Here is an 18591-nt window from a genome sequence, read left to right as displayed (position 1 = left end):
CCGCCCGGAGGTTTCCGGACGGGGCAGTGACCACCGAGTCACGTGACTCGGTGCTAGACCATGGCGAACGCCATGACTGCCGGATCGATGCCGACTTCCCCAGTCAGTTGGTTGACCGTGGTCGGCAGTGCCGTGTAGTTGTCGCCCTCTGCCGCCCATGCGCGATGAAAGACGCTTCCCAAATGGAAGTTCGCGGGGGCCGAAGGTGATTCGTTCTGTACGTGCATGTAGTAGAAATCCGTCGCTGACCCTGCGGTCATCAGGAATGCCGCCCAGTACCTTCCAGGTTGGAGCGTGACGGTTGCCGACAATTTCAGCGGCACCGCGCCAATGTGGTTGTTCTTCGCTCCGGGGGCACTGTCGGCACCAGGGGCGGGAACGCTGGAAATGGTTGCGGAGGCGGCTACGCGCGTTCCTGCTTCGCTGTAGATGCCTGCCAGAAATCGGGCGGCGGGTACGGCTGTTGAACCCGCCCAACCACGGGCGAACACAACAACTGCATTCACCTGGGTGGTTTCAGTGATGTTGATACCGGTCATGTAGAGCCGTTTGATCACGGCAGCCTTGGCCGCAGGGTTGGCAACTGCCGCAGGATCGACCGACCACGCGGCAAAGCCCAGCGCTTGAGGCGTCCACGTATTCCGGGCGACGTTGGGAATCTGCGCAATGGGCACGTCTCCCGACGCGTCCAGCGAAGCAACGCCGTTGACCGCTCCACGTGTTGAGGCTGCCAGCGCGGACACGTCGGCAGCCGCGAGAGTCACGGTCGGCCCACTCTTGCCGTTGACTGTGGTCACCACGCCGGACGGGATTGAGAGTTGAGACGACGGCACAAACCCGGAGGCGTCGAGTGTGGCCACGCCACCGGCAACCCCTCTGGCGGTCACGGGGATTGCCCCAACGTCGGCAGCGTCTAGAACGATTGCCGGGCCTAGGTCGCCGTTCACGCTGTTCACGGATCCCGCACCGGGGTCGCCCTTATCACCCTTCGGGCCTTGGCTGCCCGTGGCACCGGTCGCGCCTGCCGCACCAGGGTCGCCCTTGTCGCCCTTCGGACCGGGAACGGTGCTGGCCGCTCCCGCGTCGCCCTTCGGCCCCTGAGCGCCGATATCGCCCTTGTCACCTTTGGGGCCCTTGAGGTTCGCAACAGGGTTTCCCCAACTGGACGCGCCGCGCTGCCACACGTCGCCCGTGTCCGCCCTGAGAAGGAAGTCACCGGGCTTTGTGTCAGCACTCGGCGTAGAACTCGTGCTCACATACCAGGCGGATCCGCGCACCGCGTCACCCACTCTGACCCATGAGCCCGCCGCGCGGGTCCACATCGTGACCGTGGTGGACGTGACCCCCAACAGAGTTCGGGTGTCGTACTGCGTATAGAAATCCCCGTCACGGCCCAGCGTCGACGTGGGCGGAGCGGAGCCCGTGAAGATCTGCGATCCGGCAACCGGCACGAAATTGGGGGTGGTCGGATCGGCTGGCGCAATGTCGGCTAGGTCGACGTCTGCCGTCGCCTTGGGCAGCAGTGCGCTGTAGGTGCGCCCGCCGATGACCCCGGAAAGGTTCTCCTTGATGGTGTAAGACCAGCCGGACGGCTGCATGTTGGGCGCGTCCGTCGCCGGTAGGCGAACCGAGAACCGGCCGTTCTCGTCCAGCACAGCCACGACAGGACCCGCTACGAATATGTCACTGTCCGGGAACGTCAGCAGTGCGGGCGCATTGAACGTCACCGTTCCGGCCAGCGCCCGACCGTCCGGACCGAGGTAGGTACCGTGCACGACGACGGTTGGAATACTGCTCGGCAATGTCGCCAATGGGTCCCCCTAGGTGCAGGCAAGGCCACCGAGTCACGTGACTCGGTGGCCTGTTGGGTGTGAATGTGCGGGCTAGCGCCGCAGCAGTTCGGCTATCTGTGCGCGGAGTTCAGCGTTCTCGCTTCGCAGTGCGCGGACTTCGGCCCGTAGTTCGGCAAGCTCTTCCGACTGCCTTTCCGCTTTCGCCCGATAGGCTTCCGCCTCCTCTTTCCATGACGCTTCCATTCCCGTACGGAATCTGCGGAGAGACATAGCGAGAAAGACGAGCAGGGGCGCAACGATTTCAACTGACCCGTACAGGCGTGACAGATCCATGGGCTCAGTCCTGTACGGGGGTTAGGGCACCATCGATGCGCGGGTTTCCGTCGGTCGACTCTTCCTTGTACGTCCCCAGTGGGATCCCGACCACGATGGAGGGTAGGCCGACACCGACTGTCAGGGATTCGCCGTCCGATGCGGTGACACGCTTATTAACCCGGTACGCAATCTTGACGTGCTTGTACACCAGGTCATCGTCAAAGCCGATCGGCTGAGGGTGGATCCAGGAGAACGTCAGCGTTCGCGTCCATCCCCCCTGATCCAAAGCCTTGTTCAGCGTGACTTCCTTGGTCTTACCTCCCGTGACTCCGTCCTCAAGCCATACGGTCACGGACACGTCCATTGCCGCACCCCTGTCCCACGGAATGTGGAAGGGAAGCGCAGCGATGATGACCGGCTGATTCAGCCCAGTCGTGTTGATGATTCCTAGGCCGTGAGTGAACTCGGCACCCTGTGTGCCCTCAAGTGACGGGCTCTGAATCATGCCGACGGGCAGCCGCTCATTCACGCTTCCGGGTCTCGGCTTGCGTTCAAGCGCGTTGATCCGGCGCTTGAGTTCATTGATCTCGGCCACCAGCGAAGGCGGTAGGGCGTTAGCCTGAATTGCCATTGTCGAATACCTCCTTGCTTGCGAGAGCCAGCGATACGGTTTCAGTCCCGTTGCCATCCACACCGACCCGCCGTTCCGTAATGACGTATTGCTCCATGAGCGCGACGTATCCGGAATCAGCGATAGCGGTACCGACGGCACCGGGCTGGAATTGCACGGGGCTGAACTGTTGGGGATAGAGCGTGAGGGTTGGCACGGCAATCGGCTGACTGCCCACCGTTGCGAGCGCGGCGGCCTTGGGGATGAGTTGCCCGGAGGCTTTCAGGTCTGAATAGGTCGCCACCGTGACCATGCGTGGCGTTGTCAGCGCCGGATTGCTGGACGTGGCAAAGGGCTTCATCCAAGTGCCGAGATCCGCACCGAATGCGTATGCCTGCGTAGCGAGCTGGGTGCCGTCGTAGGTCACGCCGGTCACGTTGCAGCTCACGCGGTGCTCAAGCTGGGGGTAGGTTTCCGCTCCCCGCTTCACGACCCTGAAGCGATTCCCGATGCGGGTACCGGTGGTCACCCAATAAGGTTCGTACCGGAAATTGAATCCGTCGAGATCATCGGCAAGTTCCTCGATGGCTTCCGAGACCTTCTTGAATTCGGAGAACGACCATTCACGCGTGGCGGTACGTCCTCGCGTCGCAATCGCCGATGTGTCGGTTCCGATTCCCCCGTTGGTGTTGGCGTAGGAAATCCAGTCCTTGAGTAGGGTCGACTGGTCTGCGTTCTTTCGGCTGTAGCCCTTGCTGCTGTCTAGGTACCGGTGGGCGTAGTACGAGTGATAGCCGGATGCTGACAGTGCCAGCGTTCCCGCGCTCAGGTCAGCCGTCGCGCCCCACAGAATGCCTCCCCACACGGGGGTGTCGTCCCGCAGGATGGCAAGCCCGCTGGCACCGGGGAGGAGAGTGGACGGGTCGGCTTCCGGCGCATGCAGCGGTATGCCCACGCTTGCCGTGCCTGCCCCGTTGAGTGTGTCCACGTATTCGATGCCCGTGACCGGCAGGCGGGCCACGACGTTTCCGGTCTTCACGTTGGTCTGTACGACTGAGTATCTGGCCGACGTCATCACACCCACCGGTCTCGCCACGTGATCTCAGCCGTTGTCGGACTGTTCACGGCAAGCGTCGTCATGGAAAGGCGGTGATCACCGAATGCGAATTCGGGCCACGTGGAGCCCGCCGTAATACGGTCGTTGAAACCGGTTCCGCTGGCCGTAGCCGTGAGCGCCTGAGTCTCGGAATTGATGGTGAGCCCGCCAGCAAGATTGGTCATACCGAACCACTGGCCGGATATCTCGTCCCTGATCACGCAATCCTTCGCATTGGTCAGCTTGATGACCGGCAGCGCTGGCACGGACCCCACCTGAGAGAACCGAAGTTTGGGATCAGACCCCTGCCAGGGAGCGGAGAGCGCGAGCGAAACCGGCGCGTCCGCGTAGATGTACGGATCGGTGGCGAAGAGTTCGACCACCACGTTGCACACGGAGTACGCGAAGTGCAGGTCAAGCGGTGCGCTTCGCTTGCGCGGGCGGACATTGACGTAAGCCGTCCGTCCGCCCGCTACGCCGGGGAATCGGAACCGTAGGGGGATTTCCCTCTCGGCTGGCCCGAAGGCCGCGTACACGGCGTTCAGCGCCTCCGTGAACGCCTCCCCGGTGCTGCCGTAGACCTCAAGCGTCAGCGTGACTGCTCGGCCCCCCATGTAGTCATCCCCGGGATAGAGCCCGTGGCGCTGCACTAGGGCGAGATCCGCCGTGCGCATGTCCGGCAGCGAGAGAAGACCGTCAACGGCCACGAGGGACACGGCGGAATCGGACGACCCGACGACCAGGCCGTTGTACTCGCATGTCCAGTCACCCAACTCCGCCATGAATTCCCCCTCTTGAGATGTGGCACCGAGTCACGTGACTCGGTGCTAGCGCGCAACCCGAAGCGCCCAAGCGACTTCACGCCCGATTGCGAACGGGTCGGCGGTGCTGGTCACATTGACTGTCACGCCTGCCGTCGCTGGTCCCGCGTGGTTCGGGATCACATGGGAGCCTCCCGGCAGGTTCACCCACTCCGGGCCGCGCTCACCCACGCGAGTAAGGCCCGACGCCGGACCACCCATGGCCCGGATCTTCGGAATGGGGTTGTCGGGGATATCGATGGAAAGCGCCCCCCATCCCAGCTTGTTGGGGATGGCCCAGTTCAACAGGTCGATGACGCTATTGATTGCCCCCTTGGCGGCCGACGTCACGGCGGATCCCAAGGACGCTGCGAAGCCACCCAGTTTGGACAAGCCGTTCTTGATTCCGTCGATCACGTATCCGCCGATGGACTTTCCGGCGTTCAGCAGTGCTGCGCCTGCTGCAAGGACGCGCCCGGGAAGTGACCGGACGAATCCGACCACGGCATTGAGTGCATCTGACGCGAAGTTCTTCACAGCGTTGAACGTGTTCTTCGTTGCCGTCCAAATGGTGTCCCAGTGCTTGATCAGCAGTCCGGGTCCGGTGAAGTTCAGGAACAGATTCTTGATGAACTCGAAAATGCCCTTGATCTTGTCCCACACCCAGTTAAAGGCGAGCAGCGTGTATTGCTTGATGGTGTCCCAGTTCTGCCAGATGAGTACGGCCAGACCCACGACGGCCGCAATGATCAGCGGAATGGGACCCATGGCGATGAGCCACGCGGCAGCCATGCGGGCTGCCTGGATCATGGATTGGGTGCCCATGAGAAGCCACTGAGCGACCATGATTCCGCCGTTGAGGATGGCGGCAGCAGCGCCCGCAACCCACTGGCCTACGACGATGGCACCGGATATGACTGCTTGAACGCCTGCCTTGAGCCAGCCGCCCACCACCGACCATGAGGCCGTTACCTGGGTCAGTGCGGACGTGGTGGCCGTTGCTGCCGATGTGACCCACGCCCCTACCGCCTGAGCCCCGGAGACCACGGACTGAACGCCCCATTGAATGAGGGCGGGCAGCATGACGGCCGTGAGGATTCCCGCCACGGTAAGGATGGGGGTCTTGTTCGTCTCCATCCACTGACCCAGCGTGGCGAACTTGCCCGCTAGCCCCTCGATGGCCGGGAGAACCGTCCCGCCGATCACGTCGACCGCAAGCGTCTGAAGCCCCCGCCAAAAGGCCGTGATCTTCTGTGACGCGTTGTCATGCATCGTGTCGCCAGCGGCTTTCGCTGCACCATCGACCTTGCCCAGACCGCTAACGGCCGTGCTCACATCGAGCTTGTACAAGGCCGAACCCATGTCTTCTGCCTGGGTTCCGAAGAGGCTGACGGCTGCCGCGCTTCGCTCCGCTGGGTCCTTGATGGCCCGGAGCTTGTCAAGGGTGAGCCCTAGCGCCTTCTCGGCTGAGGGGCCACCGGCGGCAATCTTGGCGGCCATATCCTTTGCGTCAAGGCCGATCGCCTTGAAGCCTGCCGCCGTTGTCGCACTGCCGTCGATAGCGCGGATGCTGAATTCCTTGATGGCGTCGGCCACCAGGTCGGCGTCACGGGCTCCGCCTTGCAGTCCTTGAGAGATCAGGCCCATCGCGGTTTTGCCGTCAAGACCGACTTTCTTGAACTGGACCGAATACTCATTGAAGGTGTCCAAGAGGTCTTCGGCTTTGTTGCCGCCGACCTGAGCGCCGCGAACAAGAATGTCAAACGCCTCGTCGGCGTTCTTTGCCATTCCCGTTTTGAGCATCTGCCCGACGCTGTTCGCGGTCGGTCCGACTTCATCGCCAAGGACGCTGGCAACGTCCATGGCCTTCTTGGAAATGTTGGCCATTTCCCCTGCCGTGGCACCGGCAGGCACAAGGCCCTGTTGCCAAAGAGACTTCAACGCCTCATTGGCATCTGCGATGGATTCGCCGTAACCGGCCGAATAGACCGCCCCGGCTGCCTCACCCAACCGCTTCGCTTCATCCGGGTTGGCACCGAGCTGCGCAGCGAGAAGGCCATTTCCCTTCTCGCGGTCCATGGCCTCATTGATCCCTGCGAACAGCGACGCGCCCACGGCAACGCCAGCAGCAGCAGCGAGCCCGCCGAACTTGTCGGCAAGGCCGCTGATCCCGTCGCTTGCGTCGTCGGCACCGTGGGCAACTTCGTCCCCGAGACGTCCAGCCTCTTCGGTAGCCGCCCGTAGAGCGTCCTCGACCTGGTCCGCGAAGTTCGTTACGTCCGTTGCCCCGTCGCTGAGCGAGCGGCTGAGATCGTCTAGATCACCCAGCAAGGTAATCGTGATCGGCTTAGCCATCAGAACCCCCGTTGTAACTGTGCGTATATCCCGCGGGGGTGCCGGCATAGGGTTTTGCTATACGCAGAGTGAGAATCAGGTCATGACGGGCGTCCGGTGCTCCCCCTGCACCTGCCCCCCGGAACGTCCGCGTGATGCGCGGCGCTCCGCCTTCTGTTGCTCCTCAACGTCGGCCGTCATCTGATCGACCAGCGTGTTGAAGTCCCTCAGCGGAAGTGCGCGTACGTCCGACCACGTGAGCCCCCGGAAGTGGCCGACCAGACGCGCGCACGCGATCACCCGCTGAGCGTGGAAGGGTCCACGGGCTTCTTCTTGAACTCGATGCGGAGCTTGCCCGCGTCCTCAGCCGAGAACGACGGATCCTCTCGCCGCTTGATCACAACGGCCATGGCACGGAGTAGCTTTGCCTTTCGCGCACCGGGCTTGGCAAGCTGATCGAGGGGGCCGTCAATGATGTCTTCGATGATCTCGATCTCATCGATCGAAAGGCTGTCGATATCCAGAGAAAGAATCTCGGAAGCGTTCTTCTTGCCCATAATCAGCTCTCCAATTTGTTGCGGAGTACGGCGGTGATCTCACGCTCGTACGTCTCAGAAACCTTCTCGCTATTGCGGGCCATGGCCCGGTAGAGAAAGCGGTTGGGGCGAATGCCCCGCTTCGGATAGCCGAAGTGGATCGCCCCGGCATAGGGCGCGCGGGATGCGGTACCCGCCTTGATAGCAGCGGAGTTGGCCGACGCGACGACCTTTACCGATCGGGCGAGTTTCCCGGGCCGGTATTTCTTGTTGTCCTTCGGTGTCCGCATGTGCTGCGGAACTCCGCGTTGAGCATCGGGCTTGACGATCTCCGCCGCTTCCTTGTTGACCTCCCGGACCCGCTTCGAGAGGTCTTTGTCTTTGAGTTGCCGAAGGGTCTTCTTCAGTTGGTTCAGACCCTCAACCTGAACCGAGAACCGGGAACCGGCCACGCGCGCCCCCTGTCACTGAGTCATGTGACTCGGTGGTCACTGCGGAGCGGGCGGAGTGAATCCCGGAGTGGGGTCTACATAGGTCAGCTTGAGCGCAGCACGGCCGTCACCCGGGTCCAGCACGCGGAACGGAAGCTCAACGGTGGTGACGTCGTCAACGGCCGCTTCGGGGCTGTCGCCCGTGAACTGGACTGCCGGGCACTCGATGCGCATGGACGTGCCGGGAGTGATGCCAGCAAAGTCAACGACCAGTGAGGCCACGGTGCCGCCTATGAACGCCTCATACAGCTTGAGCGCATCGGCGGTGAACTCTCCCTCTAGCGTGCCCTCGTACGTCGGCATGGCCGCTCGTACGGGGGTCTTCTTGAGGGCGTTGCCCCGCAGGAAGCGCCGGTCAACCTTCATGCCCCGGTCGGCGGACAGCTCCAGTTTGTTCGCGTCCATCGTGACGGCTTTGCCGCCGATGGTCAGAGCGATGGCTGTGCGGGTCCAGTCGTAGACGTACGCCTCTTCGGGGTACGTGATCGGCAGCGCGTCAGTCGGCTTGTCCGAATGCGAGACGTCCTGAAAGTCGAACGTCGCCTTGAGGCTGACAGCGTTCTCTACCTCGGCAGTCAGTTCCCACTCTGTGACCACGCACCCGACGTGCTTGTACGCGACCGACTTGCCGTCGGTGGTCGGCCTGGTCATCTGAGCCGTAAACGACGGGGAAGCCGTGTTCGCCGCGCTCTCAAATACATGCGTGGTCAGTCCGCTTGAAGCGTTGGCGGTGCCGCCGTTGTAGGCGTCGAATGCTGCGGAGAGAAGGGCAGCCGCACCGGCGTCGAGTACGTCGACTTCCAATTCCCCTTCCCCGCCCATATTGATGACGTTTCGCCGGTCGGCGCGGGCCGTCTGCATGCCCGCACGGAAGCCCACACTTTCGATGAACTCCCGTGTGGTCTTCCACGAGTCGGACTTGCCCTCATAGCCCAGCATGGACGTTGCGGCCGTGCCGTATGCGGACTCCTTGCCAATACCGATGGCAGCGTCTAGCGCCATGCCTCCCCCTAAGTGATGCGCCCGCGAATCCTCACGCGGACAGTCAGTGCGGCGTACGCGCCGTCAGTTGATTCGGCCGTCTCCGATTCGGAGGATTCCGGCCGCACGTCGAGTAGCCCCGGCACAGTGGCCGGAGCCAGTGCCCGGCAGGCGTCGGCAATGGCGTCACGGAGGCCATAAACGGTCCTCTCAGCGCCTATCGGATCCCCGGGCGAGATGACCAGCGCGTGAACGTCCACGTAGCTTGTGACGCTCGTAGGCTTGCGCGGCCCCTGCCTCATGGCCACGGCCGCTAGCTCTTCGTCTCCGGTAGCTCCTAGCCATACCTGTTGCCGCCGGTCTTGCTTGCCAGTCTCGGCGAAGGTGGTTTGCACTCCTGCCGGGACGGCTGCCTTGAGGCAGTCGAAAAGCGCAACCTTTGCATCGAATACAAACGCCATAGTTGCCCCCTTACATGAAGATGAACGGCAGCCTGACGCGATACCGGTTCAAATGCGCGTTCACCTCGGGCAGGGAAGTCGGCCGCCATGTGCCGCCAGCCTGCGCCAGTTGGACCGATCCGAATTCGGATTGAAGCTGTAGCGCCCGGTCCGGCACACGGGACACAAGGTCTAGGCAGTACTGACGGGCGAGAGTCCGCACGCACCATCGGATCGTTTCCGGAGGCGCATCGGTCCCTTCCCATTTCCGGCCGCAGTAGCTCTCAACGATCTCGACTGCGTAGGCAATCGCGTCGGAAAGCGTGCCGTCCGGGAAAAGTGAAGCGTCTTCTATGCCGTCCAGCGCGCGGACTTCTTCCACCGTTGCGTAGGACACGTTCACCCCCTCAAGGAAGGGGTGACCACCGAGTCACGTGACTGGGTGGTCACCCCTCAACTTCCCGCCATGCCTTACGGCTTGGGGGTGACCGTCAGGACCTTCGCGCTGAGCTGGTCGGTGAGAAGACCGTCCGCCCTCTGAATGAACCGGTAGACGATCTGGTCGGACTGGAACTTGGCGTCCACCGAACGCTCAACACGGAGCGGCCCGGCAAGGCGAACCTTGTACTTACTCAGGTCACCGAAAAGAACCTTGTCTTCCGGCATGGCCACATCCGTTGCGACCGGGCGACCGTTGAAGGTGTCCGGTGCGCCGACCGTCAGCGCGCTCTGCCACATGTACTGGCCGTTCGCGTCCTTGAGCTTGCGCATGAGCGCGGCCGTCTTGTCGGCCACGATGAACGTTGCATTCGTGCGGTAGGAAGACGGCAGTTCATAGAACAGGTCAATGAACGCGTCGGAAACTGTGGTGTCCTTCGCGGTTGCCGCGTACGTAGCCGCAGCAGCCGAAGCGCTATTCACAATGCCCCTGGGCTGGCCCGTACCGGTCCCGACCAGAAAGTGAGTACCCATGCCGTGACCCAGCGCCGGGCCAGCGTCACCGACCAGGAAGCCAATCAGGTCCAGCGCCTGATCCTGCACGAACTCAGTGCTGACCACGGAGCCGTACGCGTACTTGAAGGCACCCATGGACCGAACAACCGTGGTCGGCGTGGACTCGGGAATGTTGGCGTTCTCCGCCACAATGCCCGCAGAGGCACGGCCGGTGACAACGGTGAAGTCGATGGACTCACCCCCGGACGTGGTCAGGAGAGAAGCGCCATTGCGCATGACGGTGGAACGCTCTACCGCCTCAGCCAGAAGCTGACCGAACAGCGTGCGCGGGATGACATTCTTTCCCGTGACCGTATCCACGGCGCGCGCCTCAGGGGCGAACGTGGCCGACTGGTGAAGTCCCAGCGACCGAAGCTGAGTTGCAGCCTCAGTCAGCTTGTCCTGAGTCGCACGCTTGCTGCCCGTGCCCTTGAGTCCGGCCATGAGCGCATTGACGGACGTCTCGGCGTTCAGAGCCTCGATGCCACGCTTTACGCGGCCGTCATAGTCGGCAATGGCGTCGAGTAGGCGCGTCTCCTTCTCGCGCGCCGCAGCATCCATGTCCTTACCGGCGAACTCCTCGGTGAGCGTGCGGAGTTCGGAAGCCGCCTTTTCGCGCGCCTCAAAGTTCGCGCTCAGAGTCTGTGCGTCCACTACTGGACACCCCCCTTGTGTAGAAGTGCGCGGACGAGATCACGCGCTGGATGGTCTGGCACCGAGTCACGTGACTCGGTGGTCTGGTCGGTGATGCCGAGAGTCAGCGCGATAGAGCGCATGAGTCCGGCGTCTGTGGTCGGGTACGCCGGAGTGAGGACCGGGCCTAGTTCGGCCACATCCATGCGCGTGATCTCGCGAATGGGCAATCCGGTCTCGGCGTCCAATTCGTCATGGACGCGCTGGCCACCTTCCAGGACCCGAAAGGTCATCGAACTCCCGCGCACGTCGCCGCGCTTGAGAAGTTCGGCAAGGTCGCGGCCAACGGATGTGTTCGGTAGGTCGATCTCATACCAGCCGCCGTCACCGTCCTCACCGGTTCGCAGCGTGCCGGAACTCGACCGCCCAAGAACCTGGTTCACGTTGTGATTGAAGGTGGCAAGCACGTCATTCGTGCGGAGCGATTCAGCACCGGCACCGGGAATGATCCGCTCCCGGAACCCGCCTAGGTCGTGACTCAGTTCGTTGAATCGGTACGCGTATCCGTGCATGGTGACGGTGTCACCCTCGGAGCGAACCTCAGCCGGTCGGGCTAGGTTCCGGCGTTCGGTCGTCAACGGTCGGTTCCCTCTCCTTGATTGTGTCTGTGGTCGGAGGCTCGATGGCCGCAGGTTCAACCGGCTCGTCGGCAACGTCGGCAAGATTCATGGGCACGCGATGTGCCGCCCCCAAGCCATCCGGCAGGGGCTCCAGGTCTTCCCATGCGCGCACTTCATCGATGCTGTAAATGCCTTGCTGCAAGCCGACCGAGTACATGTCCATGCGCTCTTTCGGTGCCCCGCGCTGGATTCCGTCCAAGTTGAACTTCACGAAGAGCTGCCGGTTTGCCGTCTCCGCATAGAGCAGCCGGGTAAACCCGGACTCAATGCGCTCAAGCCACGGACGCAGAGAGAACATGGCGAACGCCTGATTCTGCTCAGCGAGCCCCGAACCCCAGCTAGTTGAATTCGTCGCATCCGCGATCAGGTGGGGCGGCACACCGAAGATCCGGGAAATCTCCGGAACCTGGAACTGCCGCGTCTGCAAGAACTGTGCTTCGTCCGGCGAGAGCGCGACCTTGGAGAACTTGGCACCCTCGGTCAGCAGCGCGACCCTATGCGCGTTCTCGGCCCCCGAGTTGGCAAGCCGCCACGCTTCACGAGCACGGGCTAGACCCTCTTCGGACATGGCCCCCGGCACTTCGATGAGCGCTCCGGGCATAGCACCGTTGGCGAAGAACTTCGCCCCGTAGGTCTGTGCCGCCATGGCCAGACCGATGGATTCCCGTGCGAATGCGATGGGTGAAACCCCGGTGAACTCGCCCGGCAGCATCATCCCGGGGATATGCAGAATGTCCCTGGTCGTGTACCAACCTAGAGCGACCTCGTTGCCGTCGTCGTCATAGTCGGCCACATAGAAGACCTTGCGGCGTTTGCCGTCCACCACGACCGTATGTGTGTCGATGCGGTTCGGGTCCAGCACCTCAAGGCCAACGATGTTCGGCCCGTCCCACAGAACAGCTAGATAGGCGTTGCCGTCCAGCAGCAGAGAGAGCACCACTTGAGACAGAAGGTCGATGCGACCGAGCCCACCGGGTTCAGCGGTTGGATAGTCCAGCCACGTCGGGGACTTGATCTCCTTGCGCACCCCTCCCCTTCGGGAATAGGTGGCCACCGGAAGCGTGCATATCGTCTCGCTCAGAAGACGGACACACGCAAATACGGCGGACACCGTAAGGGCGCTGTTCGCATCCACCTTCTGACCGGCCGCTGACATGGCCCCGGGTATCGGAAAGAGATCCGACACCGGATCCCACTGCGCCCGCTTCTCGACTTCCCGGGATGGCCCCCGAAAGAGCGCACGCCAAAAGCCCATGTGAGCCCCCCTCATGGAAATGAACCACCGAGTCACATGACTCGGTGACCTAGTCGTCTGCTAGGTACTGATCGAACTCCGGGGAGCCGACGTTGATGACGCGGCCGTCCATGTCTTCCCACGTGGCGACAATCGCTGTCTCAATCAGGTGGGGGTTCTCGTCCCGGAACATCACTGCACCGTGAACGGCAAGGATCATGGCAACCGCTAGGTCAATCTTTCGGCGGGATGACGCATGCTCCTTCGTGATGCGCGCGCCGTACTTGTCCTCTCGAAGCACCGCGTTGCCGATGTGCCGGGCAAGGGCGGGATCCCCGTCATGCGACAGACGGCCATCACGGCACACGTCGTAGACGGCCTGAGTCGCCGGAACCATCCTCTTCAGAGAGTTCGTCGGGAATGCCTCAACGGGCCATCCCTCGGCCTCAAGGTTCTCTAGCGTCTCTTCCCACCGGTACGGGTCGGCCACCAGATTGCGCACGCTGTACGTTGCCAGCGCGGAGCGAAGGGCTTCCCGCACGTCCGCCATTGGGACGCGCCAATGTGCATCATCCGGCGGGGCCTCCCAGTGACCCAAGACGAACACCCGAAGGTCATGCACGCGGGCAGCGACTAGGGCCGTACTGTCGCCCTTCCAGGAGCCGTCAAAGCCCAACACCACGGCGTCACCGGGGCTCAGGGTGTCGTCTACCACAAGGGAGTCCCACAGGCCGTGAGGGAGCCACGTCGACGCACCACGAACGAACTGAGACAAGCGGTAAATCCTGAAGCTAGCTTCCGTGCTCCGCTGGGCGGCAGCCTCGAAATCCGCAGCGTTCAAAATCTCATAGCTGGGATTGCAAGCCCGCCACACATCAGGGTCCAGGTAATCGACTTGCTCCCCAATGCGCGGACCCCAACTCCGGTAAAACAGCGTGGGGTCCGTGGCCTCACCGGAGTTGACCCGCTCACCTTGCTCACAGAGCTTGGCAAACGGACCGTCAGGGTCGGGGCCAGCCGTCGAGACGACCCACGTAATCGGCTGGCGACGTGCAGCGCTTCCCAGCGTGAGGGCATCGAAAAGGTCAGCCGTCTTACTGAACGCGTACTCATCGAGACTCACGGCTGAGGGATTGAGACCCTGTTGCCGTCCGGCGTCCGCCGACACCACGCGATAGGTGGAGTCCTTGAACTTGATCACGTCGCGCTGAACGTCGCAGACGGCAGAGAGCTTCGGAGAAGCGGTCACCATCTGCTTTGCAGCATCGAAAACCATTCGGGCCTGATTGCGGTCATTGGCCGCAGCGATGATCTGTCGCTGAGCGTCAGCGCGATCGGCTATCAGGTGGTAAAGCATGATGGCCGCCGCAAGGGTGCTTTTGCCATTTTTGCGGGCAATGCAGACCACGCACATGCGGTGCTTGCGGATCCACCGGCCGAATGCGTCTTGCTGAAGTTCGTACGCGTCAACGAGTAGTTCGCGCTGCCAGCCCAAGAGCCGAAAGGGCTGGCCAGCGAATGACCCAGTAAGACGGCAGAACCGCTCAATCCAGTTGGCAACCCGATACCCCTCGGAGAGGAACGGCGCATCTGTCGGAATGTGGCGCGCGATGACGGGATCAAGACTGGTCACACGCACCCCCCATCGTGGCACCGAGTCACGTGACTCGGTGGTCAGAAATCTTCAGGCCCCGCCGCCACGCGTCGCGCCTCGGCGGCGACGATCCCAAGGCGCATGCGCGATTCCGGAGTGAAACCGATGACGGTCTCAATCGCCCGAAGTTCCTTTTCCGTGGACTCCACGTAGCGCAGGGCAGGATGAACGGCAGGCTGACCGGTAGAACCCACGGTCATGAGCCCATCGTTGGCGACGGCAGCGAGCAACGCCGCTCGCCGGTCGTGCAGTTCGCAGTACCGCAAGATGATGTTCCGGTCAGTCTCCGGGGAGTAGGCACCGCTACCGGCCGACCAGACAGCGCGCCAGACCTCACGGCCTACGCGCTTGAGCCCGGTCGGCACGCGGGGGGCTCGACCCTCATGCACAACAGGGGCGACGCTCTCAGCAGCCGCATTGGCGTGCCCGGTGCGCTGATCGGGGCTCTTGCTTCGGGACACACTGACACCCCCTTTACGGGCCTTACCGACCCCTCAAAGGGTGCCTTTCTCGCGGGTCCGAATCAGGGTTTCCCCAGTAGTCGCAAGGGTCGACCATCCAAAAATGACGTCACACCTAGCGCGCGTTTTTCGAGCTTGGGCCGGGATCGCCAGAGAGCATGCGTCGCGAACTTCCGAAGCGCCCTGCCCTCCCATCGGAATCAGAACGGACGCTTACCGAAGTCCATTGCGGTCTTGATGCGATGGCACCGCTTACAGAGCACCTGCACATTGCTCGCCACGTCCTCACCGCCAAGGGCGAGAGGCTTAACGTGGTCAATGTCCACCTGACTAGGCAGGAAGGTGCCGCCGCAATGCGCACACGTTCCACTCACAGCCTTGCGTACAGCCTTGCGCAGAATGGCCGCAGCATTGCGCCCCCGGGCGATCGCCTCACGCCGCTTGCGGTGCGACTGCACCGTACGGCCAGCCTCATACGCCCTGTGATGCTCGGGGCACCGCCCCTTTAGGGTGGCCCACTCTCGACAGTCAAGGCACCGGACACGCACGGGAACCACCCCTCCCCCTAGTAGGCACCGCGTCACGTGACTCGGTGGTCGGTACCTGCCCCCGGATTCGAACCGGGATCACCACGGATCTTAGGCCGCATGCCTCTACCGTTGGGCTAGGCAGGCTTGCAAGAGGGAGCGGGGGAACTCGGTCCGCCGGGCCACTGAGGGGTGCGCGGTATCCCCCGCTCTCTCTGCCCCTACTAGAGCGCGAGGGTTACCCAGAAGTGCGCCAGAAAGCAGTTTTGCGGAAGGGGATTGCGTGACGCCGGTCACAGTGCGGTGAAACGGTGGTTTGGAGCATGTTTCTGTTTTCCTTGTGACTTTCTTCAGGGATATCAGAATCAAGGTAAGAATCACCGTTTCACCGCACCACCCCCGCCGGAAGGGGGTAGGCGTTCACGCTTCGCGCACGACCGGATGCCTAGAGTCATGCACATGTCAGGTCTGGACTCGCAGAAGAGCCCCGTACTCCCAAGCGCCCAGGGGCCGTCTCGGGTACTCGCGGGGGCTCCCGGAGACTCAGCGCCGCCCGCCGCGTGAGGAGCTGCTATCGGCGGATCTCGGACTGAGCGCGGGGAACACCTTGGGGCACCCTGTGCGCCTGTCAGCGGGCACGAGAAAGCCCCGGAAGGCGCGATGCCAACCGGGGCCGCCTTAGGGGCTCTCAGGGGTTGTGGTGGCCGCTCCTGCCACACTGTGAGAGCCCCGGCGTGTTAGCCGCACGCCGGGGCACCCCAGCGCTACGCAGTGACCAACTCCGCTGTCTCTTCCTGGTCCTGTTCTTCGTCGTCTTCGTCGGGCTCAGGCTTCGCCCAGTGCAGCGTTACGCGGTCGGCTATGTCCTTGAGCTTGCCGGACGTGCGAGGCCCAATCTCGATGTGGTCAAGCCAGAGGCTCAGGAACTCCCGCCGCTTGATCATTCCCCACGCAGCCCAGAGGGATCCCGGTCCAAGCGGGTCTTCGTCCACTGTGCCCCTTCGCCAGTCATCCAACGGCACCTTCACCGACTGGACTTGCAGCGCGCGGAGTTCCTTGAGCCGTGCCCGGCAGACCTCTTCGGTTCGCTGCATGGACTGAACTGCTTCCGTGAACGCCGCACGGCCCACGGCTCCCTTGTAAAGACCCGCCTTCTTGTCGGCGTAAATCTCCAAGAGGCTCCGTTCCGTGTGCTTGAGCTGCGCCTCAAGTTCGTGGCATTCCAGCGTGACACCGGCTGTGTCCTGCTGCCGAGCGAAGCGCTGAGCGACGGCCGTTATAAGGGTCATGTCGTCTTCGTTGGTTGGGTCAATGGCCATGAGACGCGCCCACACTCTCCGGGCAACGTATTCGTCGGTGTGGTCCACGCGAACGCTCACGCGGGTCACGCCCATGCGCTTAGCACCGCTGATTTCTCGGTTGCTGCGGTACCGGGGAACGCCGTCCGTGATGGTGGTGCTAGTCGTGGCTCCGCAGTACGAGAACATGATGGGCCAGCCAGTGAGCAGGTAGGTGCCACCGTGGTATGGCCGCCGCTTCCTTCCTTCGGTGCCGATGGCGGATTGCAAGACGTACCACTCAGCGGGCGTAATGATCTGCTCGTGCACGTGCATGGGGTCGCCGTTGTCGTCGCGTCGGATTGCCCATCGGTCCGACGTAACTCGGTCGGCAGCCATACCCGCAATCCGAGGGTCCCGAAGCGTCCGCAAGACGGCTGCCGGAGTCCACCGGGGCTCGGGGTGCTGCTTGTACTTCCCGCGCTTTCTACGAGCGTCTACGCGGTTCTTCCCCGCTTCCGTTCGCCAGCCGGGCGGGGGAGTGTCGGGGTTAGCTGTCAGCTTCTCGGCAATCTGCCCCGGCGTGAGACCTTCTTTCTCCGCCATGCGTCGCATGATGAGGACGGTAGAACGGCCTTCGTCGGTCGGGCTGACTGAGACGTACTTGACGCCGTTCTCGCCGATCTTCTTGACGTTCTCGCCCCACCATGGGGCCGTACCCGAAACGTGGCCGCCGGACTTTCGGGCAAGTTCCTTCGTGTTGACGATGAACGCCGACTTGGTGTCGCTCTCCTGCTTGGCGAGTCCAGCGATGATGGCGAAGATTCCCGCGCCGATGGGGTCACTGGTGTCAAGGTACGGTTCGCGGACACTCACCAGGGACACGGCGTTGTCCTTCATGACCTTCTCAATGGCGAAAGCCTCTTGAGCGCCCATGCGCGTAAGACGGCTAAGCGTGAAGATGACCACCACGTCACACTTGCCGGTACGGACCCAATCCATCATTTCGTCAAAGCCGTCGCGCTGAACGCTGGGGTCCCAACCGGACTTACCCACGTCCCGGAATCGCTTGACTACGCGGTACCCGCGTGCGGCACAGAGCGCTTCCCCTGCCTCCCACTGCATGAGGGGGCTTGCGTCGCTGCCGTCTTCGTTGAGCTTGCTCTGACGCGCGTACAGAACCGCGCGGGGCCGGTCGTCGGCCGCTTCCCTTGCTACGTAGTTGTTGAGACTCTGCTTGCCCATGTGGCGCTCTCCCGTTCCTGTTTCTCAGGAGGGGGAGCGCAACGGTTGCCTACGCGGCGAGCGCTCCCCCTGGGGGAGTCCTCACAAGCTCTTTGGACCACACCGTGCACGCCGCCTCGGGCAGCGCCGCCGCCGTGACCAGGTCCACGCCTTCCGGTACCGGCAGCAACTGCCCGACCGGCACCACCACCTTCTCCGCATAGCCGCCGCCCGACAGCAGGGCGCACACCTCGTCACCGACGATCCATCCGGAGACTCCCGGGCCCAGCGCGGCGATCCGCCCGGAGCACTCGAGCCCGGGATACGCGGACGCGCCGGGCGGGGGGTCGTAGAAGCCCTGCCGCTGCAGCAGATCGGCGCGGTTGACGGCGCTCGCGGCAACCTCGACGAGGACCTCGCCCTCGCCTGGCTCGGGGTCGGGCACCTCTGCCCAGACCAGTGCCTCAGGACCACCTGGCTCGGGAATCGTGATCGCATGCATGAACGCGAGG

18 protein-coding genes, 1 tRNA gene and 1 pseudogene are annotated in these 18591 nt (G+C 63.0%); all 20 read right to left on the bottom strand.

Going from position 1 to position 18591, the window contains the following annotated elements; all coding sequences use genetic code 11:
• Window positions 1–53: 53 nt before the first annotated feature.
• The gene (locus ACTWOL_RS19380) at window positions 54–1775 is read right to left on the bottom strand and encodes a collagen-like triple helix repeat-containing protein (RefSeq protein WP_474297999.1); all 1722 of its coding nucleotides are present in this window, start codon (window positions 1773–1775) and stop codon (window positions 54–56) included.
• Between the two features lie 108 nt (window positions 1776–1883).
• Window positions 1884–2126, bottom strand: coding sequence for a hypothetical protein (locus ACTWOL_RS19375; RefSeq protein ID WP_474297998.1), 243 nt, complete (start codon window positions 2124–2126; stop codon window positions 1884–1886).
• 4 nt (window positions 2127–2130) lie between these two features.
• Window positions 2131–2739, bottom strand: a complete 609-nt coding sequence (locus ACTWOL_RS19370; RefSeq protein ID WP_474297997.1) for a hypothetical protein — start codon at window positions 2737–2739, stop codon at window positions 2131–2133.
• On the bottom strand, window positions 2723–3757 hold the full coding sequence (locus ACTWOL_RS19365; protein WP_474297995.1) for a hypothetical protein: 1035 nt from the start codon (window positions 3755–3757) through the stop codon (window positions 2723–2725). Before ACTWOL_RS19365 ends, ACTWOL_RS19370 begins: the two co-directional genes overlap by 17 nt.
• Before the next feature lie 35 nt (window positions 3758–3792).
• Complete coding sequence (locus ACTWOL_RS19360; RefSeq protein WP_474297994.1) at window positions 3793–4596, bottom strand: phage tail family protein; 804 nt, start codon at window positions 4594–4596, stop codon at window positions 3793–3795.
• A 45-nt stretch (window positions 4597–4641) separates the two neighbouring features.
• Window positions 4642–6969 (bottom strand): phage tail tape measure protein, encoded by a 2328-nt coding sequence (locus ACTWOL_RS19355; protein ID WP_474297993.1) that lies wholly within the window; start codon window positions 6967–6969, stop codon window positions 4642–4644.
• Between the two features lie 275 nt (window positions 6970–7244).
• On the bottom strand, window positions 7245–7505 hold the full coding sequence (locus ACTWOL_RS19350) for a hypothetical protein (protein ID WP_474297992.1): 261 nt from the start codon (window positions 7503–7505) through the stop codon (window positions 7245–7247).
• A gap of 2 nt (window positions 7506–7507) precedes the next feature.
• Window positions 7508–7936 (bottom strand): HK97-gp10 family putative phage morphogenesis protein, encoded by a 429-nt coding sequence (locus tag ACTWOL_RS19345; RefSeq protein ID WP_474297991.1) that lies wholly within the window; start codon window positions 7934–7936, stop codon window positions 7508–7510.
• Between the two features lie 36 nt (window positions 7937–7972).
• On the bottom strand, window positions 7973–8977 hold the full coding sequence (locus tag ACTWOL_RS19340; RefSeq protein ID WP_474297990.1) for a phage tail tube protein: 1005 nt from the start codon (window positions 8975–8977) through the stop codon (window positions 7973–7975).
• An 8-nt stretch (window positions 8978–8985) separates the two neighbouring features.
• Entirely contained in the window at window positions 8986–9417 is a 432-nt protein-coding gene (locus tag ACTWOL_RS19335) for a hypothetical protein (RefSeq protein ID WP_474297989.1), read from the bottom strand.
• 10 nt (window positions 9418–9427) lie between these two features.
• Window positions 9428–9793 (bottom strand): hypothetical protein, encoded by a 366-nt coding sequence (locus tag ACTWOL_RS19330; RefSeq protein WP_474297988.1) that lies wholly within the window; start codon window positions 9791–9793, stop codon window positions 9428–9430.
• A 74-nt stretch (window positions 9794–9867) separates the two neighbouring features.
• On the bottom strand, window positions 9868–11043 hold the full coding sequence (locus ACTWOL_RS19325) for a phage major capsid protein (protein ID WP_474297987.1): 1176 nt from the start codon (window positions 11041–11043) through the stop codon (window positions 9868–9870).
• Window positions 11043–11660, bottom strand: coding sequence for an HK97 family phage prohead protease (locus tag ACTWOL_RS19320; protein ID WP_474297986.1), 618 nt, complete (start codon window positions 11658–11660; stop codon window positions 11043–11045). Before ACTWOL_RS19320 ends, ACTWOL_RS19325 begins: the two co-directional genes overlap by 1 nt.
• Complete coding sequence (locus ACTWOL_RS19315) at window positions 11623–12858, bottom strand: phage portal protein (protein ID WP_474301200.1); 1236 nt, start codon at window positions 12856–12858, stop codon at window positions 11623–11625. Before ACTWOL_RS19315 ends, ACTWOL_RS19320 begins: the two co-directional genes overlap by 38 nt.
• Before the next feature lie 148 nt (window positions 12859–13006).
• Entirely contained in the window at window positions 13007–14569 is a 1563-nt protein-coding gene (locus ACTWOL_RS19310; RefSeq protein WP_474297985.1) for a terminase large subunit domain-containing protein, read from the bottom strand.
• Between the two features lie 41 nt (window positions 14570–14610).
• The gene (locus ACTWOL_RS19305; protein WP_474297984.1) at window positions 14611–14955 is read right to left on the bottom strand and encodes a phage terminase small subunit P27 family; all 345 of its coding nucleotides are present in this window, start codon (window positions 14953–14955) and stop codon (window positions 14611–14613) included.
• Window positions 14956–15251: 296 nt separating this feature from the next.
• Window positions 15252–15425, bottom strand: coding sequence for an HNH endonuclease (locus tag ACTWOL_RS19300; RefSeq protein ID WP_474301199.1), 174 nt, complete (start codon window positions 15423–15425; stop codon window positions 15252–15254).
• A gap of 226 nt (window positions 15426–15651) precedes the next feature.
• Window positions 15652–15725, bottom strand: a tRNA-OTHER gene (locus tag ACTWOL_RS19295).
• A 617-nt stretch (window positions 15726–16342) separates the two neighbouring features.
• Window positions 16343–18100, bottom strand: a complete 1758-nt coding sequence (locus ACTWOL_RS19290) for a recombinase family protein (protein WP_474297983.1) — start codon at window positions 18098–18100, stop codon at window positions 16343–16345.
• Window positions 18101–18158: 58 nt separating this feature from the next.
• Window positions 18159–18581, bottom strand: a pseudogene (locus tag ACTWOL_RS19285) (alcohol dehydrogenase catalytic domain-containing protein); the annotation flags it as partial.
• Window positions 18582–18591: the final 10 nt, after the last annotated feature.

The organism is Micromonospora sp. IBHARD003 (assembly GCF_056106285.1).
This window is presented reverse-complemented; position numbering and strand designations above follow the sequence as displayed.

Excerpts from the sequence above, each read along its gene's own strand:
- ACTWOL_RS19375 (WP_474297998.1), bottom strand. The coding sequence starts at position 2,126 with ATGGATCTGTCACGCCTGTACGGGTCAGTTGAAATCGTTGCGCCCCTG.
- ACTWOL_RS19360 (WP_474297994.1), bottom strand. The coding sequence starts at position 4,596 with ATGGCGGAGTTGGGTGACTGGACATGCGAGTACAACGGCCTGGTCGTC.
- ACTWOL_RS19290 (WP_474297983.1), bottom strand. The coding sequence starts at position 18,100 with ATGGGCAAGCAGAGTCTCAACAACTACGTAGCAAGGGAAGCGGCCGAC.
- ACTWOL_RS19335 (WP_474297989.1), bottom strand. The coding sequence starts at position 9,417 with ATGGCGTTTGTATTCGATGCAAAGGTTGCGCTTTTCGACTGCCTCAAG.
- ACTWOL_RS19315 (WP_474301200.1), bottom strand. The coding sequence starts at position 12,858 with ATGTCAGCGGCCGGTCAGAAGGTGGATGCGAACAGCGCCCTTACGGTG.
- ACTWOL_RS19355 (WP_474297993.1), bottom strand. The coding sequence starts at position 6,969 with ATGGCTAAGCCGATCACGATTACCTTGCTGGGTGATCTAGACGATCTC.
- ACTWOL_RS19350 (WP_474297992.1), bottom strand. The coding sequence starts at position 7,505 with ATGGGCAAGAAGAACGCTTCCGAGATTCTTTCTCTGGATATCGACAGC.
- ACTWOL_RS19370 (WP_474297997.1), bottom strand. The coding sequence starts at position 2,739 with ATGGCAATTCAGGCTAACGCCCTACCGCCTTCGCTGGTGGCCGAGATC.
- ACTWOL_RS19340 (WP_474297990.1), bottom strand. The coding sequence starts at position 8,977 with ATGGCGCTAGACGCTGCCATCGGTATTGGCAAGGAGTCCGCATACGGC.